Genomic DNA, 20,243 nt, shown 5'->3' with positions numbered 1-20,243 from the left:
GCTTTGTTGCCTTTGGGAGATTTGCGTGACAGTGCCCCTGGTCCTTGCCTCCTCCAGCCCGTTCCGCCGGATGCTGATGGAAAATGCCGGTCTCACATTTGAAAGCCGCGCGGCCGATATAGACGAGCGGAAGATCGAGGCGGGATTGGAAGGCGCCGCTCCCGACCAGGTGGCGCTGACGCTTGCCAGGGCAAAGGCGCTCGAAGTGAGCGGATATTTCCCGGGCGCGCTAGTGATCGGCTCGGACCAGACCATGTCGCTTGGAAATCGCGTCTATCACAAGCCGAAGACGCTTGCCGAAGCGAAGGAGAACCTACTGTCTCTTTCGAACAGGACCCACCGCCTGAACAGCGCCATCGCTTTTGCGCGCGATGGTGAAATCGTCTGGGAACATGTCGCCCGTGCGGACCTGACGGTGCGGATTTTGAGCGAAACCTTCGTTGACCGCTATCTGTCGCGCGTCGGCGAAAAGGTTTACGGCAGCGTCGGTGCCTACCAGCTGGAAGGCGAGGGCATCCAGTTGTTTTCGAAAATCGAGGGCGACTATTTCACCATTCTCGGCCTGCCGATGCTGCCGCTTCTCGAAAAGCTTCGCGAACTGGGAGCGATCGATGGCTGATTCACGTGAAACATTCTTGGTTAATGCTTTCATAACCGGCTGGCCGGTGAAACATTCGCGCTCGCCGCTGATCCACGGCCACTGGCTGAAGCAGTTTGGTATCGATGGGTCTTACCGCGCACAGGCCGTCACCGAGGCGGATTTCCCGGCCTTCATCCAGGCGCTGAAAGACGGCAGTTCCGGTTTCCGCGGCGGCAATGTCACCATTCCTCACAAGGAACTCGCCTTCAGGCTGGCCGACCGGCCGGACGAACTGGCGGAAGAACTCGGCGCGTCGAACACGCTCTGGATGGAAGACGGCCTGCTGCACGCCACCAATACCGACGGTCATGGGTTCACCGCCAATCTCGACGATCGACACCCCGGCTGGGACAGGAGCGGCCGCGCGGTGATCTTCGGCGCCGGTGGTGCGAGCCGCGCCGTCATCCAGGCGATCCGCGATCGCGGTATCAGTGAGATCCATGTGGTCAACCGCACCCTGGCACGCGCCGTCGAACTTGCCGATCGTTTCGGCCCGAAGGTTCATGCCCATCCGGTCGAAGCGCTGGCCGAAGTCATGTCGGGTGCCGGGCTTTTCATCAACACCACGTCGCTCGGCATGGAAGGCGGCGAAGTGCCTGAGATTGATTTCTCGCCGCTGGCATCGGGCGCCGTGGTCACTGATATCATCTACGTGCCGTTGAAAACTCCGCTGCTCGCCCAGGCGGAGGCGCAAGGGTTCCCGATCGTCGACGGGCTCGGCATGCTGCTGCACCAGGCAGTACCCGGTTTCGAGAAATGGTTCGGCCGCCGGCCGGTCGTCGATAACGTCCTGCGGGACCTCGTCATTTCCGATATGGAAAAACACTGAATGATCGTCATCGGTCTCACCGGCTCCATCGGAATGGGAAAATCGACGACCGCGAAAATGTTCGCGGACGAAGGCGTTCCGGTGAATGACGCCGATGCCGTCGTCCATGATCTTTACCGCACCGATGCCGTGGCGCCTGTCGGCGAGGCTTTTCCCGGAACTCTTAAGGATGGCGCCATCGATCGCCAGGAACTGTCACGCCAGCTTTCGGTATCTCCGGAAAAATTCCCTGTCCTCGAGGCGATCGTGCATCCGCTGGTCCGTCGCCGCGAAGTCGATTTTCTCGCCCGCCACAGACAGGCCGGCACCGAGCTCGTGCTCCTCGACATTCCGCTTCTTTTCGAAGTGAAAGGCGACAATCGCGTCGATGTCGTCGTCGTCGTCACCTGCGATCCACAGATACAGCGCGACAGGGTGCTTGCGCGCCCGGGCATGACCGAGGAAAAATTGGCGATGATTCTCTCCCGCCAGATGCCCGATGCGGAAAAACGGAAAAGAGCCGATTTTCTCGTCGATACCGGCCTTGGGCTGGAAGCGGCGAGGGAGCAGGTGCGCGAGATCGTCGCCCGCCTGAAAGCTGGAAAGCCGAGCGGGAAAAACCCACATGCGTGAGATCATCTTCGATACGGAAACCACCGGCCTCGAATCGAAACTCGACCGGGTGATCGAAATCGGCGGCATCGAGCTGGTCAACAATTTCCCGACCGGGAGAACGCTGCATCTCTACATCAACCCGGGCGACCGCAAGGTCCACCCGGACGCGCTCGCCGTCCACGGCATCACCGACGAATTCCTGAAGGACAAGCCGAGCTTCGGCGACGTCGTGCAGCAGATCATCGAATTTTTCGACGGCGCCAAGTGGATCGCCCATAACGCCACCTTCGACATGGGCTTCATCAACGCGGAATTCGCCCGTCTCGGCATCCCGCCTGTCATGTCCGACCAGGTCATCGATACGCTGGCCATGGCGCGCCGCAAACATCCGATGGGCCCGAATTCGCTGGATGCGCTCTGCCGGCGTTACGGCATCGACAATGCCCACCGCACCAAGCACGGCGCGCTGCTCGACTCCGAACTGCTGGCCGAAGTCTATATCGAGATGACCGGCGGCCGTCAGACCGCTCTTGGCCTGATGGGCAATGAACGGTCTTCGACGGTGGTCGAGGTCGAGGAAGTGATGATCGAGGTTGCCGGTCGTCCGCGGCCGCTCGCCAGTCGGCTGACCGAAGCCGAGTTGCAGGCGCACGCCGCCATGGTCGCATCGCTGAAGGACAAGGCGGTCTGGCTGAAATACAAGCCGGCCGAATAAAAAAGCCCGGGTCGCGAAACCCGGGCTTTTCTCAATCAAGACAATTCGATCTCAGCTGTCGAGCGCCTGAACCTTGGACCGGGCCTGTTCCTCGGCCATGCGCTGCGTGAACATCTGCGCGAAATCGATCGGGTCGATCATCAGCGGCGGGAAGCCGCCGTTGCGCGTCACGTCGGCGATGATCTGGCGGGCGAACGGGAACAGCAGGCGCGGGCATTCGATGAACAGCAGCGGCAGCATGTGCTCCTGCGGGAAACCGGTGATGCGGAAGACGCCGCCATAAACCAGTTCGGCCGCGAAAACGACCTTGTCGCCTTCCTTGGCTTCGGCGTTCAGCGTCAGGATAACGTCGAAATCGGCTTCGGAAAGCGGATTGGCATTGACGTTGACGTTGATGTTGATCGACGGCGCCTTGTCGCGCGACTGCAACGAACGCGGAGCGCCCGGGTTCTCGAAGGAGAGATCCTTGGTGTATTGCGCCAGGATGTTGAGGGACGGAGTTTCGGCCTGGTTGTTATCGTCTGCCATTGGAATTCCTCGAGGCTTTGGAGCGTTGAGGCCCTCTAACATTTCGCTTGGGGGCTTACAACCCTAGCCATCCGGCTGACCGATCAGGGTTCGCGGCCTTTCGGTCCGGCCCAGGGCGACGACGGGTTGGGCTCGCGATGATAATCCTCTTCGTCGAGATCGACCACCGGCCCCGTCTTTTTGGACTCGGGCGAGGGCTTCGGGCTTTCGTAACGATAGCTCTCGCTGCGCGGCGAGCGGACGACCACGATGCGGCGGCCGATCACCGACCAGATCAGGCTGCGCACAAAGGGAATGAACAGCGCCAGCCCGATGATGTCCGTGATGAACCCGGGCAGCAGCAGCATGATGCCGGCAACGACAATCATCGCGCCGTCGATCAGCGCCCGGCCGGGTGCGCGTCCGTCGCGGCTTTCGGCGGAAATCTGTCTCAGGATCTGTGTGCCCTGGCTGCGCAGGAGGATGGCACCGAGCACTGCCGTGCCGATCACCAGGCCGAGTGTCGCCCAGAGGCCGAGAGCTTTGCCGACAAGCACGAAACCCGCGATTTCGGCGAGCGGCCAGCCGATCAGAAGGAGCGGCACGAGAAAGAAGCGCATGATATTCCCTGTGTCGTGATATGCGGTTGCGCGCAAAGCGCTAACGTCTTCGCCATTTGAATGATAGGCGTATGCAGACTATATGAGAAACTGCACCGAATATTTAAACGCCAAATGCGGGTTAAGATGGGCTCCAACGACTTCATAACACTCTTTTTCCTTGTCGCAGCGGTTCTGATCTTCCTGCAACTGCGCAGTGTGCTCGGACGCCGGACAGGAAACGAGAAGCCGCCGTTCGATCCTTACAGCCCCCGCGACGTGGCGAAAAATCCGGGCGGCGACGACAGCAAGGTCGTGACCTTGCCGCGCCGCGACGCCACCGACGACGAGCAGCGTTATGCGGATGTCGACGCCGTTGCCAGGCCGGATACGCCGCTCAACGCAGCACTGCGCGAAGTGGTCAAGTCCGATCCCTCCTTCCGTCCCCGCGAGTTCCTCAACGGTGCCCGCATGGCTTACGAGATGATCGTCATGGCCTTTGCCGATGGCGACCGGAAGACGCTGAAAGGTCTCCTCTCGAAGGAAGTCTTCGACGGTTTCGATACGGCGATCACCGAGCGAGAATCCCGAGGCGAAGTGGTGAAGTCCACCTTCGTGGGCATCGACAAGGCGGATATCACCCATGCGGCCGTCAAGGACGCCGAGGAGCAGATCACCGTGCGGATCGTCAGCCAGCTCATTTCCGCCACCTATGACAAGGCGGGTGCGCTGATCGAGGGCGACCAGGAAACCGTGGCCGAGGTCACCGACATCTGGACCTTCGCCCGCGACATCCGTTCCCGCGATCCGAACTGGAGACTGGTCGCAACCGAATCCGAACAATGACCGTGAATTCTGCGGATTATACTCTTCGACCCGTATCCTTCTCCGACCTTGCGGGTTGGAGTGAAGACGATCCGACCGCGCTGTTTGCCGGCATGCGCGCGTCGCTGGAGCATATCCGCAAGGTCAAGCCCTATCGGACCGGCGCCCTCGGCCTGACTGCCGAAGAACTTGCCACCCTTGTCGAAGCCGCCCGGGATGTCCCGGGCGATCCTGTTTCCGCCAGGGCCTTTTTCGAAACGCACTGTCGGCCCTTCCTGATTTCCCGCAACGACGGCCGGCGCGGTTTCGTCACCGCCTTCTACGAGCCGGAGATCGAAGTCTCGGAAACGCGCGACGATATCTGGATCCATCCCTTCCATTATCGCCCCGACGACCTCGTCGATCTCGACGACGACAGCCGGCCCGCGGGATTGGACTCCGGCTACATGTTCGGCCGGCAGACGCCGGAAGGGATCGTTCCCTATCCGGATCGTGGTGAGATCGACCGCGGTTTTCTCGAAGGCCGAGGTCTGGAGATCGCCTATGCGAAATCGAAGGTCGATGTCTTCTTCATCCATGTCCAGGGCGCGGCGAGGCTGAAATATCCGGATGGAACCATCCGGCGGATCACCTATGCGGCCAAGGCGGGCCATTCGTTCTCGCCGATCGGCAAGCTGTTGATCGACCGCGGCGAGATCGATCCGTCAGAAATTTCCATGCAGAGCATTCGCGCCTGGCTGGCTGAGAATCCGGCTAAGGTTGATGAGGTCCTCTGGCATAATCGTTCCTATATCTTCTTCCGGGAGGCGGATGTATCCGATCCGTCGCTCGGGCCGGTCGCAGCCGCCAAGGTACCGTTGATCCCCGGCCGTTCGCTGGCGGTAGACCGCCAAATCCACACATTCGGTTTTCCCTTTTTCATCCGCTCCGAGACGCTGACCCATATCGACGGGGGAAAACCCTTCGCCCGGCTGATGCTCGCGCTCGATACCGGCTCGGCGATCGTCGGCCCGGCGCGGGGCGACATTTTCACCGGATCCGGTTTCGAGGCGGGTGAACTTGCCGGAACGGTGCGCAACGACGCGGATTTCTATATCCTCATCCCCAGGGCAGCGGCCGTCAGGTACGGCGGATGAAGGGCGGCCGCAAACTCGATCCGGAAGAGCGGATATTGTGGGGCAGGGTCGCCAAGTCCGCCCGCGCCCTGCCGGGCCGCATGAAGGAAATCCTCGAATTCGAGGAGGCCGAGGCTGCCAGGCTCGCCGCGGAAGAGGCAGCGGTCGAAGCCGCAAAGCCGAAACCTGCGCCGAGGCAGGAAAGTTTCGCGGTCGAGCTTCCGGTGTCGGTCCCGACCCGGCGGCCGGTGGGTTCTCATCAGCCGCTCGAAAAACCGGTCAAGAAAAAGCTCGCCAAGGGCCGGCTGCCGATCGACGCGCGCCTCGATCTTCATGGACTTTTCCAGGGCGAGGCCCACGACCTGCTTCTGGATTTTCTGCTGAGGGCGCATGAACGCGGTCTCCGCCACGTCCTGGTGATCACCGGCAAGGGCAGCTCGATGGGTAGCGAAGGCGCGCTCCGCCGTGCCGTCCCGATGTGGTTTTCGAAGGCCGAGTTCCGGTTCCTGATTTCCTCCTATGAATGGGCGGCTCGCCATCATGGCGGCGAGGGTGCCATGTATGTGCGTCTCTCTCGCGGCCGGGGGGATCGGGAATGACCCCCTTCGGTCATGCGCTTCGGGAGCTGCGCCGTCGCAGGGGCATCACCCAGCGCGAGCTCGCCGCGGCGATCGGCGTCACCCCCGCCTATCTCTCGGCGCTCGAACACGGAAAACGCGGCCGCCCCACCTTCGAATTGCTGCAGCGGATTGCCGGCTATTTCAACGTCATCTGGGACGAGGCGGAGGAGCTTTTCCGGCTGGCCGAAGCATCGCATCCGAAAGTCATGCTCGACACCGCGGGTCTGCCGCCATCCTACACGGGCTTTGCCAATCGGCTGGCGCAGCGGATTCGCTCTTTGCCACCGGACGTGATAGAAGAAATGGACACGCTCCTCAAAAAAGCCGAGATACGGGGCTGAATTCGCCACGCATCCACGGCTTTCGTGCCGTATTGGCGAGGCTCAACCTTTAGAAACCGCCCCGATTTCCCTATATTCTGAGGGTGGAATGGCTGGTGATTCGCTAACCGGCATCTCAAACGAATTGGAAGATAATTGATGACCGATACACCCGTCAGCGATAATGGCGCGAGTGCCGAATATGGTGCCGACTCGATCAAGGTTCTGAAGGGCCTCGATGCTGTTCGCAAGCGCCCCGGCATGTATATCGGCGATACCGACGACGGCTCCGGCCTGCATCACATGGTCTACGAAGTCGTCGACAACGCGATCGACGAGGCGCTGGCCGGCCACGCGGACCTGGTGACGGTCACGCTCAATCCGGATGGCTCCGTCACGGTAACCGACAACGGCCGCGGCATCCCGACGGATATTCACAGCGGCGAAGGCGTCTCCGCTGCCGAAGTGATCATGACCCAGCTGCATGCGGGCGGTAAGTTCGATCAGAATTCCTACAAAGTCTCGGGCGGTCTGCACGGCGTCGGCGTCTCGGTCGTCAATGCGCTGTCGGTCTGGCTGAAGCTGCGCATTCGCCGCAACGGCAAGCTCCACGAGATTTCCTTCACCCACGGCGTTGCCGATGCGCCGCTGAAGATTATTGGCGATTACGAAGGTCGCTCCGGCACCGAGGTCACGTTCCTTGCGAGCCCGCAGACCTTCACGATGACTGAGTACGACTACAACACGCTTGAGCATCGTCTGCGCGAACTCGCCTTCCTGAATTCGGGCGTCCGAATCCGGCTCACGGACAAGCGTAAGCCGGATATCCGCGAAGAAGAAATGCTTTATGACGGCGGCCTCGAGGCTTTCGTCCGTTATCTCGACCGATCCAAGAAGCCGCTCGTAGACAAGCCGGTTGCCATCAAGGGCGAAAAGGACGGCATCGCCGTCGAAGTGGCGATGTGGTGGAACGACAGCTATCACGAGAACGTCCTCTGCTTCACCAACAACATCCCGCAGCGTGACGGCGGCACCCATATGGCCGGCTTCCGCGGCGCCCTGACGCGCCAGGTCACCTCCTACGCGGACAGTTCCGGCATCACCAAGAAGGAAAAGGTGACGCTGCAGGGCGAAGACTGCCGCGAAGGCCTGACCGCCGTCCTGTCGGTCAAGGTGCCGGATCCGAAGTTCTCGTCGCAGACCAAGGACAAGCTGGTGTCGTCCGAAGTTCGTCCGGTGGTCGAGAGCCTTGTCAACGAAGCACTGAGCACCTGGTTCGAAGAACATCCGACTGAAGCAAAAATCCTAGTCGGCAAGGTGGTCGAGGCCGCCGTCGCCCGCGAGGCCGCCCGCAAGGCCCGCGAACTGACCCGTCGCAAGGGGGTGCTCGACATCGCCTCGCTGCCCGGCAAGCTCGCCGACTGCTCCGAGCGCGATCCGGCCAAGTCCGAATTGTTTCTCGTTGAGGGTGACAGTGCCGGCGGTTCCGCCAAGCAGGGCCGTTCGCGTGAGAACCAGGCTATTCTTCCTTTGCGCGGAAAAATCCTCAACGTCGAGCGCGCCCGCTTCGACAAGATGCTGTCCAGCCAGGAAATCGGCACGCTGATCACCGCGCTCGGCACCTCGATCGGCAAGGACGAGTTCAACGCCGACAAGCTGCGTTACCACAAGATCATCATCATGACGGACGCCGACGTCGACGGCGCCCATATCCGCACCTTGCTTCTGACCTTCTTCTTCCGCCAGATGCCGGACCTGATCGAGCGCGGCCATATCTATATTGCCCAGCCGCCGCTCTATAAGGTCAGCCGCGGCAAGTCGATCCAGTACTTGAAGAACGAGGCGGCGCTGGAGGAATACCTCATCACCATGGGCCTTGAAGAAGCGACGCTGACGCTTGGCTCCGGTGAAGTCCGGGCCGGTCAGGACATGCGCGAAGTCATCCAGGACGCGCTGCGTCTGCGCACCTTGGTCGAAGGCCTGCATTCCCGCTATAACCGTTCGATCATCGAACAGGCCGCGATCGCCGGCGCGCTCAATCCCGAACTGACGGACAATCGCGAACGGGCCCAGCAGACGGCCGATGAAGTCGCCCGCCGCCTCGACATGATCGCCGAGGAAACCGAACGCGGCTGGTCCGGCCATGTCACGGGCGAGGGCGGCCTGCGTTTCGAGCGCATGGTGCGCGGCGTCAAGGAAGTTGCGGCCGTCGACGTGGCGCTGATCGGTTCAGCCGATGCGCGCCATATCGACCAGATGACCACGCGCCTGCAGGAAATCTACCGTACTCCGCCAGTGCTGACCCGCAAGGAGGGCCAGCAGGAAATGTCCGGTCCCCGCGCGCTCCTGGAATCGATCTTCGCGACCGGCCGCAAGGGCCTTTCCATGCAGCGTTACAAAGGTCTCGGCGAGATGAATGCCGAACAGCTGTGGGAAACGACGCTCGATCCGAACGTCCGCTCGCTGCTGCAGGTTAGGGTCAACGATGCGACCGATGCCGATGGTCTCTTCTCGCGCCTGATGGGCGACGAAGTGGAACCGCGCCGCGAGTTCATCCAGGACAACGCGCTGAGCGTCGCCAACCTCGACATCTGAGCCGAAAAGCGGCGCGGGGGGCAGCTTGCCCGCGTCTTGCGCCTCGTCATCCTCGGGCCTGACCCGAGGATCTCCGGCTTTCAACCCTATCGAGGCGGTGCAGATCCTTGGGGCAAGCCGAAGGATGACGCCGGAAGAGATGGCAAGTCGGCTCCCATGGCCGACGCTTTTCGTTTGTCCAGCTCAAAAATGTTTCACGTGAATCTTTCCTGTGGATATGGATTCACGTGAAACAGATTCCTGAGGCGCCGCTCACGGCTCCCCGGTGAATTTTCCTTCGAAGGCGATTTCCGAAACGGGTTTGCGCTTGCTCGGGAATTCGCGTTCCGCAAGATCGTCGGGCAGGGTGATTCTGTCGGCGATCCTGCCGATAGCCGCCGCCGCTTCGACACGGTAACCTTCCGGTATGCCGAGCACCTCGACGGCTTTTTCCTTGTCGAGACCTTCCATGCCATGGGCATGGTAACCGAGCTTCATCGCCTGGCAGATGACGGAAAACCAGGCCGCGCCCGTGTCGTAGGAGTGGGTATAGGCAAGCCGGTGTTCGCCATTGCTGGCGACGCGATAGGTCTTCGAGACGACGATCAGCAGCGCCGCTGCGTTCTGCGCCCAGCGCTGGTTACCCGGCGAAAGAATATCGACCAGAACCGGAAACGACGGCGTGCCGCGCAGCGCATAGATGAAACGCCAGGGCTGATTGTTGCCGGAAGAGGGTGCCCAGTGCGCCGCGTCGAGGATCGTCAGCATGGTCGCCTGGCCGATCGTCTCTTCCGTAAACGCCCGAGGCGACCAGCGGTCGAGGAAAAAGGTATCGATCGGGAACTCCGAATCGCGGGTATTGCTGCTGGTCATGGCGTCCTCTGAAATCTGCGGGCTGCGATAAATTCACCCTCGACAATAGCGCATCGGCTTGCCCCGCGACAGGCTTTCGATCCGCCGAAACGGGGGTGACAAGCCGGGACGCATGTTCCATAAACCTCCCGGTAATTTGGAGGACCATGCTTTGAAACTGATGCGCATTGGCGAGCCGGGCCAGGAAAAGCCGGCACTTTTTGATAACAAGGGCAAGATCCGCGATCTGTCCGGCCATGTCGCCGATATTGCCGGGCCTGCCATCTCGCCGGAAGGCCTTGCCCGGATCGCCGCTCTCGATCCGGAAAGCCTGCCCGAACTGCAGCCTGCCCGCATCGGCGCCTGCGTCGCCGGTACGGGCAAGTTCATTTGCATCGGCCTCAACTATTCCGACCACGCCGCCGAAACCGGCGCCACCGTTCCGCCGGAGCCGATCATCTTCATGAAGGCGACGTCCGCCATCGTCGGCCCGAATGACGACGTGATCATCCCGCGCGGCTCGGTAAAGACCGACTGGGAAGTCGAGCTCGGTGTCATCATTGGCAAGACCGCGAAATACGTCTCGGAAGCCGACGCGATGGATTATGTCGCCGGCTACTGCCTGACCAACGACGTGTCCGAACGCGCCTTCCAGGCCGAGCGTTCCGGCCAGTGGACCAAGGGCAAGTCCTGCGACACTTTTGGTCCGATCGGCCCCTGGCTGGTCACCAAGGACGAAATTCCCGATCCGCAGAACCTCGGCATGTGGCTCAAGGTCAATGGCGAGACCATGCAGAATGGTTCGTCCAGGACGATGGTCTACGGCGTCCGGTATCTGGTTTCCTATCTCAGCCAGTTCATGTCGCTGCATCCGGGAGATGTCATTTCCACCGGTACTCCTCCGGGCGTCGGCCTCGGCATGAAGCCGCCGCGCTTCCTCAAGGCCGGCGAAGTTGTCGAGCTCGGCATCGACGGTCTGGGAACACAGCGCCAGACCTTCGTCGCTGACGTATAAGTGATCGAAGGACTCATGTCCGCCGGCGGACATGAGTCCTTAACCAGACTTGGAAGGTGGAACTTTAAGGCTTAAATGTCATTCTCATGACAGCAGAATGATCTGCAGCCCCCCGCCTTCCTCTTGGCAAATTCAGCCGGTATCCCCCACGATGTTGCACCGCAATGGAAAAGTGCTAGCCTATCCCCATCCTGCTCCTGAACCGATCGGTTCGATGTCCCTGTCGAACACGCTGTCGGAAATGACGAAAGGCAGCACCTCGATGTTCTATCAGTTCTACGAGATGAACCATGCGGCGATGGCGCCGGTCCGCGCTGCAGCGGATGCCCTGCAGTTCTTCTATTCCAATCCGCTCAACCCGTTTTCCCAGACGACGATGGGCCGGACGCTCTCCGCCAGCCTTGAAGTTTTCGAGCGCGTCACGCGCCGATACGGCAAGCCGGCATTCGATCTTCCGTTCACGACCGTCGATGGTGAGACCGTTGCGGTGACGGAAGAGGTCGTGTGGGCCAAGCCCTTCTGCAATCTCCTGCATTTCCGCCGCGATCTGCCCGCCGGCCGCGCTCCGGATCAGAGAATCCTGATCGTCGCGCCGATGTCCGGCCATTATGCGACACTGCTGCGCGGCACCGTGGAAGCGCTCCTGCCGAGCGCCGACGTCTATATCACAGACTGGATCGATGCCCGCATGGTGCCGATCACCGACGGCCGGTTCGATCTCGACGACTATATCGACTACGTCATCGAGATGCTGCATGCGATCGGCCCCGGCACCCATGTCATCGGCGTCTGCCAGCCTTCCGTCCCGGTGCTCGCCGCGGTGGCGGTCATGGAATCGCAGCAGGATTCGCTGGTTCCGGCGTCGATGATCCTGATGGGCGGCCCGATCGACACCCGCATCAATCCGACCGCCGTCAACAAGCTTGCCGAAGAACATCCGATCGAATGGTTCCGCGACAACGTCATCATGAACGTGCCGTGGCCGCATTCCGGCTTCCTGCGCCGGGTCTATCCCGGCTTCCTGCAATTGTCCGGCTTCATGTCGATGAACCTAGACCGGCATGTTTCCGCCCACAAGGAATTCTTCCAGCACCTCGTCAAGAACGACGGAGAGTCGGCCGAGAAGCATCGCGAGTTCTATGACGAATACCTGGCGGTCATGGATCTCACCGAGGAATTCTACCTCCAGACGGTCGAGACCGTCTTCATCAAGCATTCGCTGCCGAAGGGCGGGATGATGCACCGGAATGTCCCGGTCGATACCAGGCTCATCCGTCGGGTGGCGCTGCTGACCATCGAAGGCGAGAACGACGATATTTCCGGCCTCGGCCAGACCAATGCGGCGCAGACCATCTGCTCCAATATCCCGGATGACATGCGCATGCATTACATGCAGCCGGATGTCGGCCATTACGGCGTGTTCAACGGTTCCCGTTTCCGTCGCGAGATCGCCCCGCGCATCGTTGCCTTCACGCAAAAACATGCCAAGGCTGCACCGAAGAAGACGCCGGTCAAGCGTGTCATCAAGGGCGGCAAAGCCGATTGATCGCCCCGCCGCCCGGTCGGAATCCTCGGGTCGAGCCCGAGGATGACGATCGAGGGTGGGCGCCAAAGGCGCAATGAAGCAACCTTGGGACCTGCCGCAACCTCCCATGGTCTCTCGTCCGGCCATTCCTCCTCCTCCGTCATTCTCGTGCTTGACGCGAGGATCCAGGAAGGTCTCGCTCTCGATATTTCATCGCTATTTCAGCATTTTCTTGAATTTAATGATCCGTCTTCTTGAAGGCGGATCATGGGCTCACCAAATCGAATTCAGTCGGGCTGGCATGCGGCCACCCGCTGAAACATCAGGGTGTGACCAATGAACCAGTCAGCATTGATTCGTCCGGAGTGGACGCCGGCCACCATCGCTCTCATGGTGCTCGGTTTCGTCGTTTTCTGGCCTCTCGGCCTTGCCATGCTCGCCTATATTCTTTTCGGGGAAAGGCTGCGCGGCTTCAAGCGGGATGCCAATGACCGGGCCGACCGTATGTTCGCCGGCTGCCGTCGTGCGAAATCCCGTTACAACACGCATTTCAGCACCGGCAATGTCGCCTTCGACGATTGGCGCAAGACCGAAATCGACCGGATCGAGGAAGAACGCCGCAAGCTCGACGAGATGCGCGAAGAATTCGACAACTATGTTCGCGAGCTCCGCCGCGCCAAGGACCAGGAAGAATTCGACCGCTTCATGCGTGAACGTCAAAACCGCTCTTCCGGCCAGAACCCCGTGGTCGATCTCTGATCTTCCAAAGGATTCACGTGAAACGTGCTCGGGCCGGCGTCGTTCAGACGCCGGCTTTCTTATGCAAGGGAATCGGCTAAAAAGGGTCCATGTTCGCGCTTCTCAAAAAGCCAGTCCGCGCCGCCAAGCCCAAACCGCTCGAAACGGTGAAGCGGACCCTTCATGTCGGCGATCGGGCGATGCCGCTGACGATCAGGGAAAATCGCCGAGCCACCCGCATCACGCTCAGGATCGAACCCGGCGGCCGCGGGCTCAATCTCACGGTGCCGGCGGGACTGCGCAGCCGCGAGATCGACGATTTCCTCGACCGGCATCAGGGCTGGCTTGTGACCAAGCTGGCAAAATTCTCGACCGATAATTCGATCCGATCGGGTGGCCGCATTGCCTTTCGCGGCGTTCCCCATCGGATCGAACATACCGGCACGCTCCGCGGTCTGACCGAAGCGGTGCTGATCGACGGCGAACCGGTGCTGAAGGTGAGCGGCCTTGAGGATCACATGGGCCGCCGGCTTTCCGCCTTCTTCAAGAAGGAGGCGCGCAAGGAGCTCGAAGTGCTGGTCGCCCGCCACGCCGCCGCCATCCGCAAGCCGATCAAGTCGGTCTCCATGAAGGACACCCGCAGCCGCTGGGGCTCCTGCTCTTGGGATGGCAACCTCAGCTTCTCCTGGCGCATCGTCATGGCCCCGCCTCTCGTCATCGACTATCTCGCGGCCCACGAAGTGGCGCATCTGAAGGAGATGAACCACGGCCCGAAATTCTGGGCTCTCTGCAAAGAGCTCTGCCCGCGAATGGAAGAGGCCCGCAAATGGCTGAAGCAGCACGGCTCGCAGCTGCACGCGATCGATTTCGAGTGATCGCTGAGGCCGATGGATCCTCGGGGCAGGCCCGAGGTGTCGGAGGAGCGAAGCGGTCATTGCAAGTGCAGGAAACGGCTGGGCGCTGAGTGCGTGGCACCCCCCTCTGTCCTGCCGGACATCTCCCCCTCAAGGGGGGAGATCGGCTGGGGCACGCTCAAAGCCCTCCGGAGCGTTCGGAATAAGTACCAAGTGAGCGCCCCAAGTGAGGGCCCACATCTCGCGACAGCAGTTTGGGAACGGGGATCATGCCACTTGTGATCTCCCCACCTGAGGGGGAGATGCCCGGCAGGGCAGAGGGGGGCTTGCTTAGGCAAAACAGTCACTTGGGAAACAAAACCAAAAAAACCGACCCATTTTCATCCCCGCCCGTCAACCCGTGCCTACAATCCCCTCGTCCCGCTTCGGCTACACCGGCCCGCATGACCGGCGAGGCGGGACCGGTGCCCTGGTGGTCTGCCGTCATGCAGGCGGATCGTCAGGGGCTGCGCAGAAAATGGTCCCCCTCCCGCCTTCGGGTGGGGCGTGCGTGTGTCGCACACAACCCGGTATGGCATCCGTGCTCATTTCCACGGAGTTAAATTCCATACCGCCGCAGAGGGACCGGAGTTGCGCGGATAAATACACCGAACGGGGCACGTCGCGTGTCACCTAACTAAATTCATACGAGGCACACGACGTGTCCCGGCCGAAACTCGGGCTTGGCCCCGGAAATGAAAATAACCACGATCGCCAAGGGCGTATTGCGTCCTTCGTCATCCTCGGGCCCGTCCCCAGGACAAGGCTGCACTCCGTCCGCTATGATTTGCCTCGACTCCGTCGGAATTTCATGTCAATCCGCACGTCATGAAACCTGATATCAAGATCTGCGGGTTGAAGACCCCCGAGGCTGTCGATCGCGCGGTGGCGCGGGGCGCATCGCATATCGGCTTCATCTTCTTTCCGAAGAGCCCGCGTAACATCGAGCCCGACCTTGCCGGAGATCTTGCCGATCGCGTCCGCGGGCGGGTGAAGATCGTCGCGGTGACGGTCAATGCCGATGACGAGGAACTCGACGACATCGTCTCTATGGTGCGGCCGGACATCCTGCAGCTGCATGGCAATGAGAGCCCGGAACGGGTCCTGCATGTAAAAGCGCTTTACGGCCTGCCGGTCATGAAGGTCTTTTCGGTGAAGGAAGCCGCCGATCTCGACCGGATCGATCCTTATATCGGCGTTGCCGACCGTTTTCTTTTCGATGCCAAAGCGCCCGCCGGGTCCGAACTGCCGGGCGGCAACGGCGTTTCCTTTGACTGGAGCCTGATGGCTTCCCTTGACGAAGGCGTGGATTACATGCTTTCGGGAGGATTGGACAAGGATAACGCCGTTCTCGCCCTCAAATCGACGCGGGCAAGCGGTATCGACCTGTCCTCCGGGGTCGAAAGCGCGCCGGGTATCAAGGATCTTGGAATGATCGATGCGTTTTTCGATGCCGTCGCAGGGGCGGGTCGCAAAGGCGCGTGAGGGAGTAGAGAGTGAACGAGACGCCAAAACTCAATTCGTTCCGTGCCGGCCCCGACGAGGATGGCCGTTTCGGTATTTTCGGCGGGCGCTTCGTCGCCGAAACGCTGATGCCGCTGATCCTGGATCTCCAGGGCGAATGGGAAAAGGCGAAGAACGATCCTTCCTTCCAGAAGGAACTGGCTGATCTCGGCGCCCATTATATCGGCCGCCCGAGCCCGCTCTATTTCGCCGAGCGCCTGACCGAGCATCTCGGCGGCGCGAAGATCTATTTCAAGCGAGAAGAGCTGAACCACACCGGTTCGCACAAGATCAACAACTGCATCGGCCAGATCCTGCTCGCCAAGCGTATGGGCAAGACCCGTATCATCGCCGAGACCGGCGCCGGCCAGCACGGCGTTGCCTCCGCAACGGTCGCCGCCCGTTTCGGTTTCCCCTGCGTCGTCTACATGGGCGCCACCGATGTCGAGCGCCAGGCGCCGAACGTCTTCCGCATGAAGCTCTTGGGCGCGGAAGTCATTCCGGTGACCGCCGGCAACGGCACGCTGAAGGACGCCATGAACGAGGCTTTGCGTGACTGGGTCACCAATGTCGAGGATACCTATTACCTGATCGGCACGGCTGCCGGCCCGCATCCCTATCCGGAACTCGTCCGCGACTTCCAGTCGGTGATCGGCAAGGAAGCCCGCGAGCAGATCCTCGAAGCCGAAGGCCGGCTGCCGGATATGGTCATTGCTGCCGTCGGCGGCGGTTCGAACGCGATCGGCATCTTCCATCCGTTCCTGGATGACGAAGGCGTGCAGATCGTCGGCGTCGAAGCGGGCGGCCGCGGTCTCCAGGGCGTCGAGCACTGCGCCTCGATCACCGCCGGCGCGCCGGGCGTGCTGCACGGCAACCGCACCTATCTGCTGCAGGACCATGACGGCCAGATCCTCGAGGGCCATTCGGTCTCGGCCGGCCTCGATTATCCTGGCATCGGTCCGGAACACAGCTGGCTGCACGATATCGGTCGCGCCGAATATGTGCCGATCATGGACCAGGAGGCGCTCGACGCCTTCCAGGTCCTGACCCGTCTCGAAGGCATCATCCCGGCGCTCGAGCCGAGCCACGCCCTGGCGGAGGTAATCAAGCGCGCGCCAAAAATGCGCAAGGACCAGATTATCGTGATGAACCTCTCCGGTCGCGGCGACAAGGACATCTTCACGGTCGCCAAGATTCTCGGAATGGATATGTGACATGACCGCTCGTATGGACAACCGCTTCGCGGCCGTGAAAGCTGAAGGCCGCCCCGCTTTGGTCACCTATTTCATGGGTGGCGATCCGGATTTCGACACCTCGCTCGGCATCATGAAGGCTCTGCCCGGCGCCGGTTCCGATATCATCGAGCTCGGCATGCCATTTTCCGATCCGATGGCTGACGGCCCGGCGGTGCAGATGGCCGGCCAGCGCGCGCTGAAAGGCGGCCAGACGCTGTCGAAGACGCTCGATCTTGCCCGCGAATTCCGCAAGTCCGACAACGAAACGCCGATCGTCATGATGGGTTATTACAACCCGATCTATGTCTATGGCGTCGACAAGTTCCTGGACGATGCGATCGCCGCCGGCATCGACGGCCTGATCGTCGTCGACCTGCCGCCGGAAATGGATGACGAACTCTGCATCCCGGCGCTCGCCAAGGGCATCAACTTCATCCGCCTCGCGACCCCGACGACGGACGACAAGCGCCTGCCGGCGGTCCTCAAGAATACGTCCGGTTTCGTCTATTACGTCTCGATGAACGGCATTACCGGTTCGGCCCTGCCGGACCCGTCGCTGATTTCCGGTGCGGTCAAGCGTATCAAGGGCCACACGGCACTTCCGGTCTGCGTCGGCTTCGGCGTCAAGACCGCCGACCATGCCAAGGCGATCGGCGCTTCGGCCGATGGCGTCGTCGTCGGCACCGCGATCGTCCAGCAGATTGCCGGCAGCCTGACCAAGGACGGCAATGCCGGTCCGGATACCATCGCCTCGGTCGTAACCCTGGTTCGTGGCCTGGCGACCGGCGTCCGCGCCGCCCGCCTTGTTGCCGCCGAATAGTTTCCCCACATTAGGCCTGATTCCAACGGGAGTACGCCCAAGTGAACTGGATCACCAATTACGTCCGGCCGCGCATCAATTCCATGCTCGGCCGTCCCAACCGGGACGTTCCGGAAAATCTCTGGATCAAGTGCCCCGAAACCGGTGAAATGGTCTTTCATAAGGACCTCGAAGAGAACAAGTGGGTCATCCCCGCGTCCGGCTTCCACATGAAGATGCCCGCCAAGGCCCGCCTCGTCGATCTCTTCGACGGCGGTGTCTTCGAGGCGCTGCCGCAGCCGAAGGTCGCCCAGGATCCGCTGAAATTCCGCGATTCCAAGCGTTATGCCGACCGCCTGAAGGACAGCCGCGTCAAGACCGAGCAGGAAGACACGATTCTCGCCGGTCTCGGCGAGGTCCAGGGTCTGAAGCTCGTGGCCGTCGTGCATGAGTTCAACTTCATCGGCGGTTCGCTCGGCATGGCGGCCGGCGAGGCGATCGTTAGGGCCTGTGAACGGGCTCTCACCGAAAAATGTCCGCTGGTCATCTTCCCGGCCTCCGGCGGAGCGCGCATGCAGGAAGGCATCCTGTCGCTGATGCAGCTTCCGCGCACCACGGTTGCCGTCGACATGCTGAAGGAAGCGGGCCTGCCCTATATCGTCGTCCTCACCAACCCGACGACCGGCGGCGTCACGGCCTCCTACGCGATGCTGGGTGACGTCCATATTGCCGAACCGGGTGCCGAAATCGGCTTTGCCGGCAAGCGCGTCATCGAGCAGACGCTGCGCGAAAAGCTGCCGGAAGGGTTCCAGACGTCGGAATACCTCTTGGAACACGGCATGGTCGATATGGTGGTCAAGCGCCACGAGATTCCTTCGACGCTGGCGAAGATCCTGAAGATGCTGACGAAACAGGCTGTTCAGGAAGCGCTTCCGGCGCCTATCGCCCTCAGCGCCTGACCGAAGAGAGCATCGAAAGCCGGAGCGGCGGGATGACGACCATGAACGAGCCCGTTGTGAGCGAGGCAGAGCGGGAAATCGAACGGCTGATGACCCTTCATCCGAAGGGTTTCGATCTTTCGCTCGACCGGATTACCCGTCTCCTCGAAATGCTGGGCAATCCACACAGGAAACTGCCGCGGGTCATCCATGTGGCCGGCACCAACGGCAAGGGCTCGGTTACGGCCTTCTGCCGGGCGCTGCTCGAGGCGGGCGGTTACGCGACGCATGTCCATACGTCGCCGCATCTCGTCCACTGGCACGAACGCTACCGGATCGGCGTCAAGGGCGGACGTAGCCAGATCGTCGGCGACGCGATGCTGGCGGACGCCCTGCGACGCATCGCGGCGGCCAATAACGGCCAGATGATCACCGTCTTCGAAATCCTGACGGCCGCGACTTTCCTCTTGTTTTCCGAACAGCCGGCCGATGCGGTCATCCTCGAAGTCGGCCTCGGCGGCCGTTTCGACGCCACCAACGTCATTTCCGACCCCGCCGTTTCGGTCATCATGCCGATCTCGCTCGATCACCAGGCCTATCTCGGCGATCGCGTCGAACTGATCGCCGCCGAAAAGGCCGGCATCATGAAGCGCGGCCATCCCGTCGTCATCGGCCATCAGGAATTCGAAGCGGCCCGCGACGTGCTGATATCGACCGCCGAGCGGCTCGGCTGTCCGACCGCCGTCTACGGCCAGGAATTTTCCGCCCACGAGGAATTCGGCCGGCTGATCTACCAGGACGAGTTCGGCCTTGCCGATCTGCCGCTGCCGCGCCTGCCGGGCCGCCACCAATATGCCAATGCCGCAGCCGCCATCCGCGCCGTCAAGGCGGCCGGCTTCACGGTCACCGAGGCGATGATGGAAAAGGCGATGGCGACCGTCGAGTGGCCGGCCCGCCTCCAGCGGCTTACCGAAGGCAAGCTTTTGCAATATGCGCCGGCAGGCTCCGAGATCTGGCTGGATGGCGGGCACAATCCCGGCGCCGGCGAGGTGATCGCCGAGGCGATGGCCGCCTTCGAGGAGCGCCAGGCGCGCCCGCTCTACATCATTGCCGGCATGATCAATACCAAGGACCCGATCGGTTATTTCCGGGCCTTTGCGGATATCGCCGAGCACGTCTTCACGGTGCGGATCCGCGACAGCGAATCGGGCCTTGATCCGGTGGTTCTCGCTCACGCCGCCTTCGATGCCGGCCTGGTGGCCGAACCGGCCGGCTCCGCGGCCGAGGCACTGCAGGAAATCACGCGTCGCCAGGTGCCGGGCGGTCCGCCGCCGCGCATCCTGATCGGCGGCTCGCTTTATTTCGCCGGCAACGTGCTCGCCGACAACGGCACCCCGCCGACCTGAC

The 20,243-nt window shown here is 61.7% G+C and carries 21 protein-coding genes; 18 read left to right on the top strand and 3 right to left on the bottom strand.

Annotated features, from left to right (window positions below):
• Nucleotides 1-25 precede the first annotated feature (25 nt).
• From J2X76_RS28160 to dnaQ, 4 genes are read left to right on the top strand one after another with little or no spacing between them, the layout of a single operon-like run.
• Nucleotides 26-619, top strand: a complete 594-nt coding sequence (locus J2X76_RS28160; protein WP_310220843.1) for a Maf-like protein — start codon at nucleotides 26-28, stop codon at nucleotides 617-619.
• Nucleotides 612-1,469, top strand: a complete 858-nt coding sequence (locus J2X76_RS28155; RefSeq protein ID WP_310220842.1) for a shikimate dehydrogenase — start codon at nucleotides 612-614, stop codon at nucleotides 1,467-1,469. The genes J2X76_RS28160 and J2X76_RS28155 overlap by 8 nt, the downstream gene beginning before the upstream one ends.
• On the top strand, nucleotides 1,470-2,081 hold the full coding sequence (gene coaE / locus J2X76_RS28150) for a dephospho-CoA kinase (RefSeq protein ID WP_310220841.1): 612 nt from the start codon (nucleotides 1,470-1,472) through the stop codon (nucleotides 2,079-2,081).
• Nucleotides 2,074-2,778, top strand: a complete 705-nt coding sequence (gene dnaQ / locus J2X76_RS28145) for a DNA polymerase III subunit epsilon (protein WP_310220840.1) — start codon at nucleotides 2,074-2,076, stop codon at nucleotides 2,776-2,778. The genes coaE and dnaQ overlap by 8 nt, the downstream gene beginning before the upstream one ends.
• A 51-nt stretch (nucleotides 2,779-2,829) precedes the next feature.
• Here dnaQ and secB read toward each other — a convergent pair whose 3' ends face one another.
• Nucleotides 2,830-3,306 (bottom strand): protein-export chaperone SecB, encoded by a 477-nt coding sequence (gene secB / locus J2X76_RS28140; protein ID WP_113125353.1) that lies wholly within the window; start codon nucleotides 3,304-3,306, stop codon nucleotides 2,830-2,832.
• An 83-nt stretch (nucleotides 3,307-3,389) separates the two neighbouring features.
• A complete protein-coding gene (locus J2X76_RS28135) occupies nucleotides 3,390-3,905 on the bottom strand; it encodes an FxsA family protein (protein ID WP_113283877.1) in 516 nt (171 codons plus the stop codon).
• 126 nt (nucleotides 3,906-4,031) lie between these two features.
• Between J2X76_RS28135 and J2X76_RS28130 the strand changes: the two genes are divergently transcribed.
• From J2X76_RS28130 to gyrB, 5 genes are all read left to right on the top strand, one after another.
• Nucleotides 4,032-4,730 (top strand): Tim44/TimA family putative adaptor protein, encoded by a 699-nt coding sequence (locus tag J2X76_RS28130; protein WP_310220839.1) that lies wholly within the window; start codon nucleotides 4,032-4,034, stop codon nucleotides 4,728-4,730.
• Complete coding sequence (locus J2X76_RS28125) at nucleotides 4,727-5,845, top strand: murein transglycosylase A (RefSeq protein WP_310220838.1); 1,119 nt, start codon at nucleotides 4,727-4,729, stop codon at nucleotides 5,843-5,845. Before J2X76_RS28130 ends, J2X76_RS28125 begins: the two co-directional genes overlap by 4 nt.
• Nucleotides 5,842-6,423: a Smr/MutS family protein gene (locus J2X76_RS28120; RefSeq protein WP_310220837.1), complete on the top strand. Its 582-nt coding sequence runs from the start codon at nucleotides 5,842-5,844 to the stop codon at nucleotides 6,421-6,423. Before J2X76_RS28125 ends, J2X76_RS28120 begins: the two co-directional genes overlap by 4 nt.
• Entirely contained in the window at nucleotides 6,420-6,785 is a 366-nt protein-coding gene (locus tag J2X76_RS28115; protein WP_113125357.1) for a helix-turn-helix domain-containing protein, read from the top strand. The genes J2X76_RS28120 and J2X76_RS28115 overlap by 4 nt, the downstream gene beginning before the upstream one ends.
• Before the next feature lie 138 nt (nucleotides 6,786-6,923).
• Entirely contained in the window at nucleotides 6,924-9,359 is a 2,436-nt protein-coding gene (gene gyrB / locus J2X76_RS28110; RefSeq protein ID WP_310220836.1) for a DNA topoisomerase (ATP-hydrolyzing) subunit B, read from the top strand.
• 252 nt (nucleotides 9,360-9,611) lie between these two features.
• Here gyrB and J2X76_RS28105 read toward each other — a convergent pair whose 3' ends face one another.
• Complete coding sequence (locus J2X76_RS28105) at nucleotides 9,612-10,211, bottom strand: nitroreductase family protein (protein ID WP_310220835.1); 600 nt, start codon at nucleotides 10,209-10,211, stop codon at nucleotides 9,612-9,614.
• Between the two features lie 151 nt (nucleotides 10,212-10,362).
• On the opposite strand from J2X76_RS28105, the gene J2X76_RS28100 reads away from it, so the two are divergent.
• The 9 genes from J2X76_RS28100 to J2X76_RS28060 all read left to right on the top strand — a co-directional run bounded on the left by J2X76_RS28100 (nucleotide 10,363) and on the right by J2X76_RS28060 (nucleotide 20,242).
• Complete coding sequence (locus J2X76_RS28100) at nucleotides 10,363-11,205, top strand: fumarylacetoacetate hydrolase family protein (RefSeq protein WP_113125361.1); 843 nt, start codon at nucleotides 10,363-10,365, stop codon at nucleotides 11,203-11,205.
• A gap of 262 nt (nucleotides 11,206-11,467) precedes the next feature.
• On the top strand, nucleotides 11,468-12,751 hold the full coding sequence (locus J2X76_RS28095) for a polyhydroxyalkanoate depolymerase (protein ID WP_310220953.1): 1,284 nt from the start codon (nucleotides 11,468-11,470) through the stop codon (nucleotides 12,749-12,751).
• 315 nt (nucleotides 12,752-13,066) lie between these two features.
• Nucleotides 13,067-13,489: a DUF2852 domain-containing protein gene (locus J2X76_RS28090; protein WP_113125362.1), complete on the top strand. Its 423-nt coding sequence runs from the start codon at nucleotides 13,067-13,069 to the stop codon at nucleotides 13,487-13,489.
• 89 nt (nucleotides 13,490-13,578) lie between these two features.
• Entirely contained in the window at nucleotides 13,579-14,343 is a 765-nt protein-coding gene (locus tag J2X76_RS28085) for a M48 family metallopeptidase (RefSeq protein ID WP_113125363.1), read from the top strand.
• An 846-nt stretch (nucleotides 14,344-15,189) separates the two neighbouring features.
• The gene (locus J2X76_RS28080) at nucleotides 15,190-15,846 is read left to right on the top strand and encodes a phosphoribosylanthranilate isomerase (protein WP_113126954.1); all 657 of its coding nucleotides are present in this window, start codon (nucleotides 15,190-15,192) and stop codon (nucleotides 15,844-15,846) included.
• A gap of 11 nt (nucleotides 15,847-15,857) precedes the next feature.
• Nucleotides 15,858-17,078: a tryptophan synthase subunit beta gene (trpB, locus tag J2X76_RS28075; protein ID WP_113126955.1), complete on the top strand. Its 1,221-nt coding sequence runs from the start codon at nucleotides 15,858-15,860 to the stop codon at nucleotides 17,076-17,078.
• Nucleotide 17,079: 1 nt separating this feature from the next.
• The gene (gene trpA, locus J2X76_RS28070) at nucleotides 17,080-17,919 is read left to right on the top strand and encodes a tryptophan synthase subunit alpha (RefSeq protein WP_310220834.1); all 840 of its coding nucleotides are present in this window, start codon (nucleotides 17,080-17,082) and stop codon (nucleotides 17,917-17,919) included.
• Between the two features lie 41 nt (nucleotides 17,920-17,960).
• On the top strand, nucleotides 17,961-18,857 hold the full coding sequence (gene accD / locus J2X76_RS28065; protein WP_113126957.1) for an acetyl-CoA carboxylase, carboxyltransferase subunit beta: 897 nt from the start codon (nucleotides 17,961-17,963) through the stop codon (nucleotides 18,855-18,857).
• Nucleotides 18,858-18,898: 41 nt separating this feature from the next.
• Nucleotides 18,899-20,242 carry a bifunctional folylpolyglutamate synthase/dihydrofolate synthase gene (locus J2X76_RS28060; protein WP_405030110.1) on the top strand — a complete coding sequence of 448 codons (1,344 nt, stop codon included), beginning with the start codon at nucleotides 18,899-18,901 and terminating at the stop codon, nucleotides 20,240-20,242.
• Nucleotide 20,243: the final 1 nt, after the last annotated feature.

It is taken from the genome of Neorhizobium sp. 2083 (assembly GCF_031455615.1).
In the GTDB taxonomy this organism is placed as follows: domain Bacteria; phylum Pseudomonadota; class Alphaproteobacteria; order Rhizobiales; family Rhizobiaceae; genus Neorhizobium.
This window is presented reverse-complemented; position numbering and strand designations above follow the sequence as displayed.

Excerpts from the sequence above, each read along its gene's own strand:
- J2X76_RS28060 (WP_405030110.1), top strand. The coding sequence starts at position 18,899 with ATGAACGAGCCCGTTGTGAGCGAGGCAGAGCGGGAAATCGAACGGCTG.
- coaE (WP_310220841.1), top strand. The coding sequence starts at position 1,470 with ATGATCGTCATCGGTCTCACCGGCTCCATCGGAATGGGAAAATCGACG.
- J2X76_RS28080 (WP_113126954.1), top strand. The coding sequence starts at position 15,190 with ATGAAACCTGATATCAAGATCTGCGGGTTGAAGACCCCCGAGGCTGTC.
- dnaQ (WP_310220840.1), top strand. The coding sequence starts at position 2,074 with ATGCGTGAGATCATCTTCGATACGGAAACCACCGGCCTCGAATCGAAA.
- J2X76_RS28120 (WP_310220837.1), top strand. The coding sequence starts at position 5,842 with ATGAAGGGCGGCCGCAAACTCGATCCGGAAGAGCGGATATTGTGGGGC.
- secB (WP_113125353.1), bottom strand. The coding sequence starts at position 3,306 with ATGGCAGACGATAACAACCAGGCCGAAACTCCGTCCCTCAACATCCTG.
- J2X76_RS28130 (WP_310220839.1), top strand. The coding sequence starts at position 4,032 with ATGGGCTCCAACGACTTCATAACACTCTTTTTCCTTGTCGCAGCGGTT.
- J2X76_RS28095 (WP_310220953.1), top strand. The coding sequence starts at position 11,468 with ATGTTCTATCAGTTCTACGAGATGAACCATGCGGCGATGGCGCCGGTC.
- J2X76_RS28115 (WP_113125357.1), top strand. The coding sequence starts at position 6,420 with ATGACCCCCTTCGGTCATGCGCTTCGGGAGCTGCGCCGTCGCAGGGGC.
- J2X76_RS28105 (WP_310220835.1), bottom strand. The coding sequence starts at position 10,211 with ATGACCAGCAGCAATACCCGCGATTCGGAGTTCCCGATCGATACCTTT.
- gyrB (WP_310220836.1), top strand. The coding sequence starts at position 6,924 with ATGACCGATACACCCGTCAGCGATAATGGCGCGAGTGCCGAATATGGT.
- J2X76_RS28155 (WP_310220842.1), top strand. The coding sequence starts at position 612 with ATGGCTGATTCACGTGAAACATTCTTGGTTAATGCTTTCATAACCGGC.
- J2X76_RS28135 (WP_113283877.1), bottom strand. The coding sequence starts at position 3,905 with ATGCGCTTCTTTCTCGTGCCGCTCCTTCTGATCGGCTGGCCGCTCGCC.
- trpA (WP_310220834.1), top strand. The coding sequence starts at position 17,080 with ATGACCGCTCGTATGGACAACCGCTTCGCGGCCGTGAAAGCTGAAGGC.
- J2X76_RS28090 (WP_113125362.1), top strand. The coding sequence starts at position 13,067 with ATGAACCAGTCAGCATTGATTCGTCCGGAGTGGACGCCGGCCACCATC.
- J2X76_RS28085 (WP_113125363.1), top strand. The coding sequence starts at position 13,579 with ATGTTCGCGCTTCTCAAAAAGCCAGTCCGCGCCGCCAAGCCCAAACCG.
- J2X76_RS28125 (WP_310220838.1), top strand. The coding sequence starts at position 4,727 with ATGACCGTGAATTCTGCGGATTATACTCTTCGACCCGTATCCTTCTCC.